Raw genomic sequence first — 15,380 nt, 5'->3', positions numbered from 1 at the left:
GCTCAGCCCAGGCGTGGTGTCAGGTCGGCCAGGTCGTCGACGAACCAGAAGTGCCTGCCCCGGTTGGCCTCGTGGACGAACGCGCGGAACGCCGAGCTGGCGGCCAGGTGCGCGGAGATGTCGCCGAGCACGGCCAAGGGCATCTGGTAGCCGACGAACTTGTTCACCACCTCTCCCGCGACCCGGGTGCCGAGCTGGAAGAACCGCTCGTCCAGCCGCTCGACCGGCAGCACGACCATGGCCGCGCCCCGGCCGTACGCGTCGCCGATGAGGTCGACCGCGTCGCGGTCGCTGGCCACCTTGGGGCCGTCCGCCGCGCAGACCAGGACGTCGGTGTCGCGCAGTCGGGTGATCGTGTCGGTCATGGTGTTCCCTCCGTGAGCGCGTGGACGAGTCGCAGCAGTTCGGCGGTGGTGGCGGCGCCGCCGAGGATCACGACCTTCAGGCTGGCGCGTTCCTCGTCGTAGACCGTCTGCAGCCGCAGCGGCGTGTCGCCCTCGCGGTAGCCGTTCACCGAAGCGGTCAGCGCGGTGCTCACCCGGCTCGCGTCCGCGCCGCTGATCGCGTCGATCCGCACGATGGTCGACACCTCGACGTGCCGGTGCCTGGGCACGTCCGGGGTCTCGACGGGCCTGCCGGTCAGCGCTTCCAGGTCCGCTCGCGCGATCCGGTACTGCTTGCCGATCCGGACCGCCTTGAGCTTGCCGTCGCGCACGTAGTTGCGGACGGTCCGCGGATGCAGGCCCAACCGGTCCGCGACCTGCTCGACGGAGAACATCTCCTGACTCAAAGCCCCTCCTCTTCCACACGCAAAGTACCGCATTTTCCGTCATCGTGTGGAAGATAAGGAGTGATTCATGGGTGTGAGGTGCCTTCCCGGAGCGGGAACCAGGGGGCGGAGACCGGCAGCGCGGCCCGGTCCCAGACGATGTGCCAGGGGCCGATGGGCTGCGAGAGCGTGGCCAGGGCGGGCGGCGAGATGGCGTCGAGGTAGTCGGACACGGCCCGCTCGTCGTAGTGCCTGCCGTCGACGGCCCGCAGCAGCATCCGCCATTCCGGCGTCCAGGTCTCCGACTCCGCCATGTCGTGCAGGTCTCGCAGCAGCGTCGGGTGGGTGCGCAGCGCCAGCAGCAGCGGCAGCGGCGAGCGGTTGCGGGGCGAGCGCAGCCGCATCAGCCAGCGCAGGAAGTCCATGGTGAAGTCAGCGGTCCAGTCCCGGCAGCGCATCCCGAGCACGGCGTAGGCCAGGTCGGCGACGTCGGCGGTCACCTTGAGCGGCACCGACTCCGGCGCGTCCAGGTCGGCGAACATCGGGGTCTCGCCGGGGCCGCGCATGGCCGCGGCCCACAGCCAGGAGACGATGTAGTCCACCCAGTTGTCGGTTTCCCGGCGCTGGCCCTCGTGCACCGCGTAGGTCAGCCCGTCGTGCAGGGCGTATCCGGTCCGCAGCCTGCGCTCCAGGTCCCGTTCCTCGCGGAGCCGGGCCTGCCGGATGTCGTCGAACCCGGCCAGGAAACCGGAGTCGACGGCGGCGGTCAGCACCCCCTCCCGGCACGAGATCGACGGGAGCATCGCCCGGTAGCCCTCGGCGTCGAGGCCCGCCTGCCACAGGCTCACCATCGACCGCCACTGCTCCATGGCGTCGCCCTCGGGCCACAGGTTCGCCAGCGGCACCCCCGCCCGGTCGACGTCGGCGGCCACCCGCAGCAGCACGAGGTTCGCCGAGTACGCCGCGAGCGCGCGGACGGTGTCCGCGGCCTGCGGGCGGTAGTCGGGGTAGCGGCTGGCCGGGCGGCGGTGCCGGTGGTCGGCGATCAGCAGGTCCAGCGTGCGGGCGATGTCGGCGCGCTCGTCCGCGTCCATCGCGGCCAGCCGGGCGCCGATGAACCCCAGCGTGGGCCGCTGGATGGCGAGCGTCTGGTGCGAGAGCAGCACGAACAGCAACTCGTCGTCCGGCTCGTGGAACCGGCGCCTGCCGAAGGCCCCCTCGGCGACCTCGGCCAGCACGTCCACCACCCGCGCCGCGGCCAGGTACTCGGCGAAGGTCGCGTGCAGGAACTCGTAGCTGCGCTGCACGGTCCCGGTGTTGGCCTCGGCCGAGTGCACGAAGAAGAACTCGCCCAGCAGCCGCTGCCCGGACGGCGACGGCTCGCCGAGACCGGCGAGGTCGGCGCTCAACTCGGCCTCGGTGATGGCGTGCTTGCCCCGGTTGAACATGCCCATCGCCGCGGTGGAAAGACGGCGAAGCTGGTCGTCCACCGCCACCGCCATCTCGGCTTCCGCCAGCGGCTGCCCGGCCTTCTTGGTGACCTCGCGGCGGGCGAAGGTGTCGAACAGGCGCTCGTAGAGGTCGGCCTGGGACAGGTCCTTGTCCGACAGCGCCACCTGCGGGTCGGAGTAGTACAGGGTCAGCATCATCAGCAGCAGCGGCTGCCCGGCCAGCTCGCGCTGGGCCAGGGCGGCCTCCGGGGGCATCCGCCGCGCCGGAGACGAGGTGTTGGCGGCGTTCCAGACCGCGATCCACTGCCGGATCTGGTCGTCGTCGAACTCCTCCAGCTTGACCACCGGCAGGCCATAGGGCAGGCGCACCCGGTCGGCGACCAGGGTCCGCGAGGTCACCACCACCGCGACCGGGCGGCCGAGAGCGGCCTCGACGCGCTGGAACTCCACGATCTCGTTGAGGTAGCCGCCGCGGTCGTGGGTCGTGGCCTGCAACAGCTCGTCGAGCCCGTCGAGCAGCACCACGCGGATCGTCTCCGCGCTCTGGTCCACCAGGTCTGGCCAGGACACCCGGCGGTTCGTGGCGAGGTCGAGCGCCTGCTGGATCTGGTCGGACACGGTCGTGTTCGCCTCCACCCGGCGCAGCGGCACCCGCACGACGGTGTAGGCGGACTCGGGCAGGCGCGCGGCCAGCACCTTGGTCAGCAGCGACTTGCCCGCCCCGGGGTGCCCGAGCAGCAGCAGCGGCAGCCGGGTGGACCCCGGGGTGCTGAAGTGCCGGGCCAGCAGCAGTTCCAGGTCGCTGCCGAACTCCACATCGTCCCACCAGCGCTCGTCGGCGAGCCGGGCCGTCCCGAAGGTCTCCACGGCGCGGAAGTGCGGGGTGAGGAAGATGTCGGCGACCGCGGGGAAGACCGCGTCGATGCCGTAGCCGTCGGCGTCGATGTCGATCACCGGCCGGGCGAGCTCGGCCTGGTTCACCTCCCACACGGTCCGGCGCGGGTCCCGGGCTGGTGTGTCCGCTGTGGACAGTGTGAGCAGGTCGGCCAGCCGGGCGAACGCGGTCCGGGTGGCCGCGTGCTCGGCGAAGGAGGCCCACAGGGCGAACTCCGGCACGGTCGCGGCCAGCTCCAGGTAGTACGACCGGTACCGGGACGTGACCAGCCGCTCGAAGCCGTCCGGGCTCGGCTCAACGCGCCGGGTGAGGTTCAACTCGGCCAGGAAGCCGCGCACCTCCCGGACCATCTGTTTGGCCCAGTGCGTCACGCCCGTCGCGGTCTCCTCGAAGCCGCCCAGCGTCGACGGGCACGGCACGGTCAGCCCGTAGAGCTGGCGCGCGGTCTCCTCGCCCCATCTCGGCGTCTCGCCCCCGGCCAGCAGCACCTTCTCCGCGTCGGTGATCTCGGCCTCGTCGTAGAGGTCGCGCATCTCCTCGCGCAGGGTGTCGAAGAAGGCGGCCAGCACGATGGTGGTGTGCGCGGCCACGACCAGTTCGTGCCGGGCAAGACCACCCGTGCGGGTGAGCCTGCCGGACACCGAGTCCAGGGCGTTGCGCAGCAGCCCGGCCGCTTCGTTCTTCTGGTCCACCCAGCCCCAGACCGCGCTGAACGCCGCGGCGGCCGGGGCCAGGCCCGCGGCCAGCACCGCCCCGCCGAGCAGCCGGTTCAGCCGGTCCAGCCAGGGACGATCGTGGTGGCCGAGGATCTGCAGGGCGCCGCGGAAGGTGATCGCCGGGTCACGTCGCACAGGGGACCCCCTAGAGATCGTCGGGGACGGGGAGCGGCCATGGCCGGGTGCTCGCCATGCCCCACCACAGATAATCCCGGGCCCTGGTCGCGGCGACGAGGTGCTGCCGGTCGCGCAGCTCCCGGAACTCCCGCTCGGCGCCGAGCCCGCTCCCGCCTCGCGCCGTCGTCTCGACCACCAGCACCGCCCGGAAGTCCAGGCCCTTGGCGTCGTGCACGGTGCCGAGCTTGAGCCGGTCGTCCGCCTCGCCGGTGTAGTCGGCCAGGAGCTGGAAGCCGATCCCCGCCGCGCCCAGGATGTCCCGGCAGCGGTCCAGGTCGCGGTGCTCGAACACGATCACCGCCGCGTCGCCTTCAGGCACCGGCAGGCTCTTGACCGCGGCGGTCAGGGCGGCGGGCAGCGCGTCCTCGCGCCCGCGCCAGCACTCCGTCCGCCCGCCCGCGTTCGCCGACTCGGCGTCCCGCAGCGCGATCACCGCGCCCTCGGAGTCGTCCACTTCGTTGGTGGCGTGCAGGTGCTGGGCGAAGCCGAGCACGTTCGCGCGGTTGCGGTAGTTCACCCGCAGCACCTCACCGCGCCCGGAAATGGGGATGCCCGCGTCCGAGAGCCGCCACCCGCCGGGGTAGACCTGTTGCTGGCCGTCGCCGAGCAGCAGCAGCCGGTTCGCCCCGTCGCCCGCGAGTTCGCGCAGCAGCCGCAGCCCCACCAGCGGCATGTCCTGCACCTCGTCGGCCACCACCGCCGCGTAGGACTCCTCCAGCGGGTCGCGCGCGAGTTCCCCCATGGCGCGGTCGATCAGGTCGTTGTGGTCGTGCAGCCCGTCTTCGGCCAGGTTCCCCTGGTAGCACTGGAAAAGCCGCCACACGTGCTCGCGCCGCTCGGCGTCCAGCCGCAGGCTCCGCCCCCGCCTGCCCGCCCGCGCGTAGTCGGCCAGGGTCGCGATGCCCCGCCCCTTGATCACCCGGTCGATCTCCGCCCGCCAGTAGTCCGGGTTCGGCTCAAGATCGGCCAACTCCCCCCGGTGCGCCTGCCATGCCCGGCAGAACGCGACCGCGACCCGTTGGTGCTGAACGACAAGGTCGTGCCCGCGCGAGCGCAGAAAGTCGCGCACCCAGGCGTGCAGGTTGGTGAACTCGACCCGGTCGGCCAACTCCGGCGCCAGCCTGCGGAACGAGGTCCGATGCACCTGCGGCAACGTCCGCACGACCGTGGTGAACAGCAGCGGCCCCACACTGCGCCGCGCGAGGTGCCGCAGCCGGTGCAGCGCGACAACGGTCTTGCCGGTCCCCGCCGGACCACTGATCCGCGCGGGCCCGCTGTAGTGGCGGCTCACGATGCCGTCCTGATTGGGGTGCAGAAACGCCAGCCACGTGTCAGCCGCCCCACCAACGGAACAGCCGACCTGATCGCCCGCCTCGCTCGGACAGACACGACGCAACCGGCGCAAACTCAGCCGGATGTAGTCGGGCAACTTGTTCTCGGCCTGGTCGGCGATGTCGTCCACCAGCCCCCGAGGCAGATGCGGCCCGTCCTGCGGGACCAACTCCGGCAGCCGCTCCTCATTTACCACCCGGCACAGATGCTGGTCCGGCGCGGGCGCCCCGTCCCCCGGCCGCACCACCACCAAGCTGATCGCACTGCGGACTAACAGATGCCCACCCTGGTCCCGAATCCCAGCGAACCGCCGCTCGGCCCGACGCAAGATCGCCCGCGCGGCCGACTCCGTAGGACACCCCGCCGACACCACCACCGCGAGCACACCCCCCGGCCCAACCACAAAGGCGTCCGCCCGCCCCTCACCCTGCCCCGGCCTGGCGAACACATGCCACCCGTCCGCCGTCCTCGCCACCAACGCGGCCAGAACCCTGCGATGCGCGGGCGGCAGACCCGGCAACGCCTGCCGGACCAGCTTCTCAGCCTGCCGCTCGTGCGCGCTGTGCCCCACTAGACCTCCTTAAATGACGGTGGGTAGTGAAGATATTCCGCTGCGCACTCAGGCGGTACCGGCCGAGCGGCGGTCACACGGATGCCACACCCGGCCACAAAGAACCAAGAGATTCACACCCCCGAACCCCAGGTTCCGGCCAAGACCGAATCCCCACCCCTCGACCCCAACCCCCGGCGTCGGCAATCCCCCTCACTCTCCGTACCGCCCCCAGTCTTCCCACTCACCCGGTCAGGCATTCCCACACTCACCAGGCTTCCCCACCGCAACCCCACGCACACCCACCCACCAGACAGCACCGGGCTGCGTTCACGCTCGGTGTGCGCAGAACAGCGAACCAACCTTCCTGTCAACCGCACCCGACCCTGCCAGGTGCTCAATGGGGGAGCGGCGAACCGGCCTTTCTGCCAGCCGCACCCATCGAGCAGACCCCACAAGCAACCCTCGGCCAACGCAAGTTCACATCCGAGCAGAAACCCCATCAAGCAGAATCGACAACCCCACCTCAAACGTCTCCCGAGCCTCATTTTCCATATAAGGCACAGTCTCATTCACCGGCTCACCAGCCCGCTCGGCCTCCAACCAGCAAATCTCCGGATAACGCTCAGCGAAATCCGGCGCAACCTCGGACAACAGCGGCGACCGCGCGTACCACCAGTCATCATCGGACAATCCGGTCGCCGCGGCAGCCTGCCGAGACTCGGCGCTCATCTGCGCCGCCCCTCGCACAAAGTGCGACAAGGTCCCCACCACGGACCGCACCTCCCGCCCGGAAAGCCCCGTCCCCCGCAGCGCCCGCAGCAGCGCCTCCAGCACGTCGAACTCATGCGGTCCCAGCACCGGCCGGGCCTGCGACACCGTCAACACCCACGGATGGCGCAGATAGAACGCCCACAAGTCCTCCGCCCAAGCGGTGACCGCGGCACGCCACGGCCCTCTGTAATCAGTGGCGAGCTCCGCGTGCGCCCGGTCGTACATCAAATCCACCAACGCGCTTTTGTCCGCCACATAGGTGTAGAGCGCCATCGCCGTGCACCCCAGACGCTCGCCGACCGCGCGCATCGACAGCCCGGCCATGCCCTCCGCGTCAGCGACCGCGATGGCAGCGTCCACGATCACGTCCACGTTCAACGCGGGCTTGGGGCCGGGGTGCCCGGCCGAGGAGTCGGGCGCGCGCCACAGCAGGGGCATTGACCTGCGTGGATCGCCCTGTGCGGCGAAAACCGCCATCGCACGTCTCCTTATCGCGTAAAGTAATCTCGGCAGCCAACACTTTACGCCGTAAGGATCGCACCTGATGCAGCCAGGCTCCATCCCCACCGCCGACAGCCACGACGTCATCCAGGTCCGCGGGGCCCGGGAGAACAATCTCGCCGACATCTCCCTCGACATCCCCAAGCGCAGGCTCACCGTGTTCACCGGCGTCTCGGGATCGGGCAAGTCCTCGCTGGTCTTCGGCACCATCGCCGCGGAGTCGCAGCGGCTGATCAACGAGACCTACACCGCTTTCGCCCAGTCGTTCATGCCGTCGCAGAGCCGCCCCGACGTCGACGCGCTGCACAACCTGAGCGCGGCGATCATCGTCGACCAGGAGCGGATGGGCGCCAACTCCCGCTCCACCGTGGGCACCGCGACCGACGCGCACACCATGCTGCGGATCGTGTTCAGCAGACTCGGCGAGCCGCACGTCGGTACGGCGACGGCGTTCAGCTTCAACAGCCCCGAGGGCATGTGCCCGGAGTGCGAGGGGATCGGCCGGGTCTCGGCCATCGATGTCGACCAGCTCGTCGACCGCGACCTGTCGCTCAACGAAGGCGCCATCACCGTCCCCAATTTCACCGTGAACACCTGGTACTGGCAGTCCTTCGCCCAGTCCGGCTTCCTCGACCCCGATGTGAAACTGCGGGAGTACACCCCGCGGCAGTGGGAGGACTTCCTCAACAAGCCAGCGACCAAGGTCAAGCACGGCACCTTCAACCACACCTACGAGGGCCTGCTCGTGAAGGTGCAGCGGCTCTTCCTCAGCAAGGAACGCGAGTCCATGCAGCCGCACATCCGGGCGTTCGTCGACCGGGCGGTCACCTTCGCCACCTGCGGGTCCTGCGGCGGCGCCCGGCTGAACCCGGCCGCGCTGTCGGCCAAGATCGATGGCCGCACCATCGCCGACTGCTCGGCCATGCAGATCAGCGACCTGGCCGCGTTCGTGGGCAAGATCGAGGACCCGTCGGTCGGTCCGCTGCTCAAGGTCCTGCGCGGCACGCTCGACTCGCTGGTCGAGATCGGCCTGGGCTACCTGAGCCTGGATCGTGAGTCCGGCACCCTTTCCGGCGGTGAGGCGCAGCGGGTGAAGATGGTGCGGCACCTGGGTTCCAGCCTCAGCGACGTCACCTACGTCTTCGACGAGCCGACGGTCGGTCTGCACCCACACGACATCGCCCGGATGAACGACCTGCTGCTTCGCCTGCGCGACAAGGGAAACACGGTCCTCGTCGTGGAGCACAAGCCGGAGGTGATCGCGATCGCCGACCACGTGGTCGACCTGGGCCCCGGCGCTGGCTCCGCGGGCGGGCACCTCTGCTACACCGGTGGCGTCCACGGGCTGCGCGAGTCCGACACGCTCACCGGCAGGCACATCGGGCACCGCGCCCGCCTGCGCGACCGGCCGCGCACGCCCACCGGCCGCATCGCCATCACCGGCGCGTCGCTGCACAACCTCAAGGACGTCGACGTCGACGTGCCGCTGGGGGTGCTGACCGTGGTCACCGGCGTCGCCGGGTCGGGCAAGAGTTCGCTGATCCACGGCTCGCTGTCCCAACGGGACGATGTGATCGTGGTCGACCAGTCGGCGATCCGCGGCTCCCGCCGCAGCAACCCGGCCACCTACACCGGCCTGCTCGACCCCATCCGCACCGCCTTCGCCAAGGCCAACGGCGTCAAGGCCGCCTTGTTCAGCGCGAACTCCGAAGGCGCCTGCCCGAACTGCAAAGGCATCGGGCTGGTCTACACCGACCTGGCGATGATGGCGGGCGTCGCGTCGGTCTGCGAAGTGTGCGAGGGCAAGCGGTTCACCGCGGAAGTGCTCACACACAAGTTGCGCGGCAAGGACATCAGCGAGGTCCTGGCCATGTCGGTGACCGAGGCGCGGGACTTCTTCACCATCGCCGCCGTCAGCCGAATCCTGGACCGCCTGGTCGACGTCGGCCTGGGCTACCTCAGCCTCGGCCAGCCCCTCACCACCCTCTCCGGCGGCGAACGGCAACGCCTCAAACTCGCGATCCGCATGGCGGAGAAGGGCTCCACCTACGTCCTGGACGAACCGACCACCGGCCTGCACCTCGCCGACGTCGACAAACTCCTGGCCCTCATGGACCGCCTGGTGGACGACGGAAACACCGTCGTGGTCATCGAACACCACCAGGCGGTCATGGCCCACGCCGACTGGCTGATCGACCTGGGCCCCGGCGCGGGCCACGACGGCGGCCAGATCGTCTTCACCGGCACCCCAGCCGACCTGGTGGCCACCTCGGATTCCCTGACCGCCCAACACCTCCGCGAATACGTGACCACCTGACCCGCACGGCCGGGGCAACAGCACCGCGACCTCGGTGAGGGCGTCCAGCACGTCGTCAGCGACGCCCCCGCCAACAGCCTCAGCCTCGGCGACGACAACGGTGTCGCCGTCTTGGCGAGACTGGTAGTGGTTTCCGGTGCAGTGGATATCCTGCGAAGAAACTCCGCACTTCACCACCGAGGCCGCGACCGCACTCGTGCGCGCCCTGCCCAGGTTCCGAACCGCCGCCCGCGCCGCCAATTCGTCGTGGTTCCGCCATCGTGGTGCCTCCTGAGTCGCCGCTGATGCCATCGTTGCAGCGGAGACGTCAGCGCGGATGCGGACAATCGCGCGCCAAGACCCTGAACGGGTAAAGCCGTCCTTGTCGTCCCGTGTAACAGCCAGCCTCAAGGAAAGCGACTCAACCAGGGTGGGAGGTACCGTGGGTGGTGCCCCGATCACGAGGAGCGGCCGTGGAGGGAATCGGTATTTTCGTCGACTTCGACGGTGAGCGGTTGGTCGTCCAATCCACCAACGCGGTGGGGAGGCTTGCCCTCGGCGCCGACCGGGTGGTTCTCGTCCCCGACGACTTGCTGACGCTGGCGATCCGGGACGCGGGGACGCTCAGCAACGGGCGGTTGGAGCTGGTGACGCGGGATGGGCGGCGGTACCGGCTGGACTTCACCCGATGGCAGCGGGAAGCGTTCGCCGGGTTGCACACCGCGCTTGCCGCCGCGCGCGGGGATGTCGTGATGCCCCGGCCGCGGGTGCCGGACGTGTCGGTGACGCTGAGGGGGCGCGGGTACTTCAGCCAGGAAGTGGTGGGGGAGACCCACCACGCGGGGGCGGTGGAAGGGCTCGCCGGGCAGACTCCCACCGGTGATCGCGAGTTCGTCGCCGAAGTGCGGCGGGAGCCGGAGAACCGGTACGACCCGAGCGCGGTCCGGGTGTCGGTCGAGGGGCAGGTGGTCGGCTACCTGCCGCGCGACGACGCGGCGGAGTACGGGGTCGCGCTGGACCGGATCGGGGGAGTGGGGTGGTGCCGGGCGCGGGTGTGGTGGCGGCGCGACGAGGCCGAGACCATCACCAGCGTGGCGCTTGACCTGGCCGAACCCGCTCTGCTGATCCCCCTCAACACCGTCGACGAGTCGGCGCGGCACCTGATGGTGCCACCGGGCAGGCCGTTCAAACTCAGTCGGCTCGGGGAGCACCTGGACGTGCTGGTCCCGTTGGTGCGCGGTGCCTATCTGCCAGGCAAGGCGTTGGTGGTGGGCAGTTTGCACGTGACCGAGCGTGTCGGGTCGCGCTCGACCAGCGAGGTGGTCACGGTGCGAGTCGACGGCCGCGAGATCGGCGAGGTGAGCAAGCAGACCTCCGCCAAGCTGCTGCCCCTGGTCGACCCCCTCACCGCGGCGGGCGTCACCTGCCACGCCGACGTGCATCTCATCGGCAACGCGCTCGCCGTGGAGGCGCGGTTGTTCATCACGCCGCCGGAAGAGCTTCCGCGCCTACGTCAAGCGGGTCCAACGGGAACTCCGGCACGGCTGACGACGCCGTGTGGCGACTTCTTCTCGTGCCGTGGCGCGCCCACCACAGTGGACGGCTTTGCGTTGTCGGGTCCCCGCTGATCTGCGAAGATTCGTCTTCTCACGACGAATGGAGCATCCGATGTCTTCACGTCTCAACCCGTACCTCAGCTTCGACGGAACCGCCCGCCAGGCCATGGAGTTCTACCGGGAGGTCTTCGGCGGCGACCTGGTCTTGAACACCTTCGGCGACTTCGGCGCCCAAGACTCCCCGGACGCGGACAAGATCATGCACGGCATGTTGGAAACCCCCAGCGGATACACGATCATGGGTGCCGACGTCCCCGAGGGGATGGCGCACAACCCCGGCGACACCATCACCGTCAGCCTCAGCGGCGACGACGAGGAGTTGCGCGGGCACTGGGAGAAGCTGTCCGACGGCGGCACCGTCTCGGTCCCCCTGGAGAAGCAGATGTGGGGCGACGAGTTCGGCATGTGCGTGGACCGCTACGGCGTCCCCTGGATGGTCAACATCAGCCAGCCGCAAGCCTGAGCCCCGACCCGCTGAGTAAAGCATGTTCACACCATGTCAAACATGCTTTGCTTTTGCCCGTGTCAAGTTTGCTTGACACGGGAGCGGTCGGGCGTTCGAAGAGAAGCGCGCGTGGATCATGCTGGTGGTGACGGTCGGCGCGTACGCGACCTATCTCGCCATCGTCCTGGGGAGTGTGGGCGGAGCGCCGTTCACCGAGGTGAGGTACGTGCCCGCGCTCCTGTGGACGGTCGGCGGCGCGATCGGGGCGGCGATCGCGCTCCAGGTCCTCGGCTCCGCGGCCAAGATCTTCGCCTACCACCGGGACTTCCAGTCGTGGTGAAACCGACCAAGGTCACCAACAGCATTCGGGCTCTGCGATTCGCCCAGGGGCAGATGACCCAGGCGGAATTGGCCGAGCGCGTCGGGGTCACCCGGCAGACCGTGATCGCCATCGAACAGGGCCGTTATTCGCCGTCCCTGGAAATGGCATTCCAGATAGCCCGCGTCTTCGGTGTCGCCGTGGAAGACGTGTTCCAGTATCCCCGCCAAGAAGGAGCAACGCCGTGAAGGCGATCGCGCAGGACACCTACGGCTCAACCGAAGTCCTCGAACTCAGGGATATCGACAGACCTGAGCCAGAACCTGCGCGGCCTGGTCTGCAGGGAACTCGGCGCCGACCTCCGAACCCTCGCCGAACACATCGACGCGGGCAGGCTCACCCCCGTCCTCGATCGCACCTACCCCCTGGCCGATGCCCCAGAAGCCATCGCCCACGTGCATAGCGGACAAGCCCGAGGCAAGGTCGTCATCACCGTGTGATCCGCCGCCGCGCGGCCAGCACACCGAACACAACCGCCCCGTGTCGCCGGCTATCTATCGACTGTCAATAGGTTCCCGGCTCACCAGCCGCGCGCTCGCCACTCGGCCAGATGCGGCCGCTCGGCGCCCAGAGTCGAGTCGTCCCCGTGGCCGGGGTAGAACCAGGTGTCGTCCGGCAGTTCGCCGAAGATCCGGGACTCCAGGTCGTCCATCAGGCTGTTGAAGTCCTCCGGGCCTGTTGTCCGTCCAGGACCGCCGGGGAACAGGGAGTCGCCGGTGAACAGGTGGGGGACGCCTTCGGGGTCGCGGTAGAGGAGGGCGATGGAGCCGGGGGTGTGGCCGCGCAGGTGGATGACATCACACGTGACCTCGCCCACTTCGATCGTGTCGCCGTGGGTGACGAGGCGGTCGGGGGGAACCGGGAGGGGGGCCGCGTCCGCGGGGTGGGCGATGGTGTTCGCGCCGAAGGCGCCCGCGACCGCGCCCAGGGCTTGCCAGTGATCGCCGTGCTGGTGGGTGGTGACGATGGTGCGCAGGGTGGGGCGGTCTTGGCCGTAGCCGATGACGTCGGACAACCGCTCCGGGTCGTTGGCCGCGTCGATCAGCAGGGCTTCGCGGGTGGCCGCGCAGGTGAGCAGGTAGGCGTTGTTGTCCATGGGGCCGACGGACACCTTGGTGATCGTCAGCGCGCCCAGGGTGCGGCGGGCGGCCGGGCCGCCGGGTTCGACATGGCCGGAGTAGTCGACAAGGTCCACGGTCGCTGACGGTAGTCTGCATGCCACCGCTTGTCCGCACCCAGGTCTGCGGGGCGCGCCGTGAGGCCCTACCCTGTTACCCGAGTGTGACCTGAAACGTGTGACCTGAAACGACCCCTGTCGCCCAACACCTGTGAGCTCGTGCAGACCACTGAGACAGCGAACCAGAAGCGGTCCCCGCGCAAGATCAGCTGGGACGTGATCCGGGTGCTGGCCGTGTATTCGGTCGTCATCCAGCACATCACCCACCAGTCGCCGATCAACCACGCCGAGTTGGGGCCGTACCCGTTCGTGCTTTCGCTGCAGTTCGGCGCGAGCACCCTGTTGGTGATCTCCGCCTTCTTCATCTGCGTGACCATCCGAAGAGGACGGACGGGGCGCTGGCTGTGGAGCAGGCTGGCCCGACTGCTGCCCGCCTACCTGGTGGCGGTGGTGGTCACCTACGGCGTCTCGCGCGCCGTCGCGCCCGCCTTCGGCTGGTACCTGCCCACCCACACCGATTTGCTGGCGAACCTGACCCTGGTCCAGGCGTGGTCGCCGCGGTTCCACTGGATCGACGCCTCGTACTGGACGCTTCCGGTTCAGGTCATGGCATTCCTGGTCGCGGCGCTGCTGTGGCCGAGGGGGTGGGTCCGCGGCGCCCGGATTCCGGTTCTGCTGTGGACGTTGCTGCTGACGCCGCTGGTGATCCGGTTCCTCTGGCGCCAGGACGACGCGCAGCAATGGGTGAAATCGGTGTTCGACGGGCTCGCCCTGCACCGTGTCGCGCTGTTCGGAGTGGGCGTGGCGATCTGGCTGTGGACCAGCAAACGCCTGTCCGGCAAGCACCTGGCGGCCTATCTCGTCGCCGCGCTGGTCGCCCAGGACGCGCATTCGTACTTTGTGGACACTCCGTCGACCATCGCGTTCGGGGTGATCCTGGCAGGCATCGTGGCCGCGGCGGGCGGGCCGGATTGGAACCTCCCCGGCCTGCGCTCGCTGGCCCGGCCGATCCGGTGGCTGGGCGGGATCTCGTTCGGGGTCTACCTGGTCCACCAGGAACTCGGTTTCGTGCTCGCCCGGTTCCTGCTCGACGCGGGCGTCGGGGCCTCGGGCAGGCTCGTCCTGTGCGTCGCGATGGCCGTGCTGCTCGGCTGGGCGATGACCGGGCTGGTGGAGCGGCCCGCGCACCGCTGGCTCACCGAGTCCGGGCCTGTCGTGTTGCGGCGCGTGCTGGCCACGCTCGCCGCGACCCGGGAGGCGATCCGCGAGTTGCCGCAGGTGCCCGCTCAGCCCCAGGCGGCTAGCTCCGGCGGCGTGCCCACCAAGTCCGTGCCGTCGCCCCGGCCGGTCAGCCAGCCCAGGACCGCCGTGGACGACCCGCTCAGCTCCCGCGAACTCGAGGGCGTGGCGATCGCCAGTTCCCAGGTCCGCTGACGCCCGTCGGGCAAGTTGGCGGCCAGGCGCAGCGACTCGCCGTCCGTGCGTGCCCGGTGCGGCCGCACGGCCAGGTCGAGTAGCCGGTCGAGGTGCGCGACCGGCACGTCGTCGAAGGTGACGCCCGCGTCCAGGTCGACCATGTGGTTCCACGCCTCGAACAGCGCCAGCTCGGGCACCTCGGCCGCGGGGAACCAGCGGCCGGACGGATGCATGATCTTGTTGTCCCAGTCCGAGTCGCCCAGACGTGTGATCGCAGTGTGAAAACGGTCACAGGCCGCGTAAAGATCCTCTCGGATCACCTGCGGAAGACGGTCCGCGCCCGCCTCGATGTCGGCGTCCCGGTCGGCGCGACTGGCGTACGCCGCGTGCTCGATCCCGGTCCGCGCCCAGGTCAGGAGGTTGACGAGCGCGTCGGCGTTGCGCGCGAGGTGGCTCACCACGTGCCCGCGCGTCCAGCCGGGCAGCTTGCTCGGCCCGGCGAAGTCGTCGTCGCCGAGACCGGCGACCCGCTGGCGCAGCACGACCCACGCCTCACGCACCGCCTGGTGTCCCGTCGCGGCCCGCGCCGCGCCGCTGGAGCGGCGCTGACCAGGCAGAGTCGGCTGGCCTACCGACGCGTTGGCGGCCGTGCCCGAACCACTCATGCTGACCCCCGGCCTCGTGGGAAGTGAACGGCAGCGATGTGCTCCGTCCCCAGCGTAGGCTTCTCTGGTTACTGGCGGGTACCGCTTCGCGGGTGCATAGCCGTTCCCGGCCCGTCGAGAATTGTCGGTGGCCCGTCCTAGCATGAGCGGTGCCATCGCCGTGGCCGCTCACCCAGCCAAGCAACCCGGCACCCCGCTGTCGCGCCCTGCTCGGCTGACGC

The 15,380-nt window shown here is 69.7% G+C and carries 13 protein-coding genes and 1 pseudogene; 7 read left to right on the top strand and 7 right to left on the bottom strand.

All coding sequences use genetic code 11. From position 1 onward, the window contains the following. Window positions 1-2 precede the first annotated feature (2 nt). From BLS56_RS01775 to BLS56_RS01755, 5 genes are all read right to left on the bottom strand, one after another. Window positions 3-365: a DUF4180 domain-containing protein gene (locus BLS56_RS01775; protein WP_091447462.1), complete on the bottom strand. Its 363-nt coding sequence runs from the start codon at window positions 363-365 to the stop codon at window positions 3-5. Beyond that, entirely contained in the window at window positions 362-790 is a 429-nt protein-coding gene (locus BLS56_RS01770) for a helix-turn-helix domain-containing protein (RefSeq protein WP_228771276.1), read from the bottom strand. Before BLS56_RS01770 ends, BLS56_RS01775 begins: the two co-directional genes overlap by 4 nt. A 65-nt stretch (window positions 791-855) precedes the next feature. After that, window positions 856-3,966 (bottom strand): NACHT domain-containing protein, encoded by a 3,111-nt coding sequence (locus BLS56_RS01765; protein WP_091447458.1) that lies wholly within the window; start codon window positions 3,964-3,966, stop codon window positions 856-858. A gap of 10 nt (window positions 3,967-3,976) precedes the next feature. Further along, window positions 3,977-5,911, bottom strand: coding sequence for a UvrD-helicase domain-containing protein (locus BLS56_RS01760; RefSeq protein ID WP_091447456.1), 1,935 nt, complete (start codon window positions 5,909-5,911; stop codon window positions 3,977-3,979). A 459-nt stretch (window positions 5,912-6,370) separates the two neighbouring features. Next, window positions 6,371-7,141 (bottom strand): TetR/AcrR family transcriptional regulator, encoded by a 771-nt coding sequence (locus BLS56_RS01755; RefSeq protein ID WP_091447453.1) that lies wholly within the window; start codon window positions 7,139-7,141, stop codon window positions 6,371-6,373. 67 nt (window positions 7,142-7,208) lie between these two features. On the opposite strand from BLS56_RS01755, the gene BLS56_RS01750 reads away from it, so the two are divergent. The 6 genes from BLS56_RS01750 to BLS56_RS01725 all read left to right on the top strand — a co-directional run bounded on the left by BLS56_RS01750 (window position 7,209) and on the right by BLS56_RS01725 (window position 12,341). Beyond that, the gene (locus BLS56_RS01750; RefSeq protein WP_175482610.1) at window positions 7,209-9,482 is read left to right on the top strand and encodes an ATP-binding cassette domain-containing protein; all 2,274 of its coding nucleotides are present in this window, start codon (window positions 7,209-7,211) and stop codon (window positions 9,480-9,482) included. A 452-nt stretch (window positions 9,483-9,934) separates the two neighbouring features. Next, window positions 9,935-11,089, top strand: a complete 1,155-nt coding sequence (locus BLS56_RS01745; RefSeq protein WP_091447451.1) for an HIRAN domain-containing protein — start codon at window positions 9,935-9,937, stop codon at window positions 11,087-11,089. Window positions 11,090-11,129: 40 nt separating this feature from the next. After that, complete coding sequence (locus BLS56_RS01740) at window positions 11,130-11,540, top strand: VOC family protein (protein ID WP_091447449.1); 411 nt, start codon at window positions 11,130-11,132, stop codon at window positions 11,538-11,540. Window positions 11,541-11,667: 127 nt separating this feature from the next. Then, window positions 11,668-11,862 (top strand): hypothetical protein, encoded by a 195-nt coding sequence (locus tag BLS56_RS01735; protein ID WP_407640469.1) that lies wholly within the window; start codon window positions 11,668-11,670, stop codon window positions 11,860-11,862. Beyond that, the gene (locus BLS56_RS01730; RefSeq protein ID WP_091447443.1) at window positions 11,856-12,089 is read left to right on the top strand and encodes a helix-turn-helix transcriptional regulator; all 234 of its coding nucleotides are present in this window, start codon (window positions 11,856-11,858) and stop codon (window positions 12,087-12,089) included. The genes BLS56_RS01735 and BLS56_RS01730 overlap by 7 nt, the downstream gene beginning before the upstream one ends. A 51-nt stretch (window positions 12,090-12,140) precedes the next feature. Beyond that, window positions 12,141-12,341 (top strand): zinc-binding dehydrogenase, encoded by a 201-nt coding sequence (locus tag BLS56_RS01725; protein WP_091448705.1) that lies wholly within the window; start codon window positions 12,141-12,143, stop codon window positions 12,339-12,341. 80 nt (window positions 12,342-12,421) lie between these two features. On the opposite strand, the gene BLS56_RS01720 is transcribed toward BLS56_RS01725, so the two are convergent. Beyond that, a complete protein-coding gene (locus BLS56_RS01720) occupies window positions 12,422-13,096 on the bottom strand; it encodes an MBL fold metallo-hydrolase (RefSeq protein ID WP_091447441.1) in 675 nt (224 codons plus the stop codon). Between the two features lie 141 nt (window positions 13,097-13,237). On the opposite strand from BLS56_RS01720, the gene BLS56_RS01715 reads away from it, so the two are divergent. Next, complete coding sequence (locus BLS56_RS01715) at window positions 13,238-14,512, top strand: acyltransferase family protein (RefSeq protein ID WP_091447439.1); 1,275 nt, start codon at window positions 13,238-13,240, stop codon at window positions 14,510-14,512. Here BLS56_RS01715 and BLS56_RS31965 read toward each other — a convergent pair. Continuing rightward, window positions 14,479-15,159, bottom strand: a pseudogene (locus BLS56_RS31965) (maleylpyruvate isomerase N-terminal domain-containing protein); the annotation flags it as partial. The gene BLS56_RS01715 and the pseudogene BLS56_RS31965 sit on opposite strands and share 34 nt — an antisense overlap. Window positions 15,160-15,380: the final 221 nt, after the last annotated feature.

The organism is Actinokineospora iranica (assembly GCF_900101685.1).
GTDB classification, from domain to species: domain Bacteria; phylum Actinomycetota; class Actinomycetes; order Mycobacteriales; family Pseudonocardiaceae; genus Actinokineospora; species Actinokineospora iranica.
This window is presented reverse-complemented; position numbering and strand designations above follow the sequence as displayed.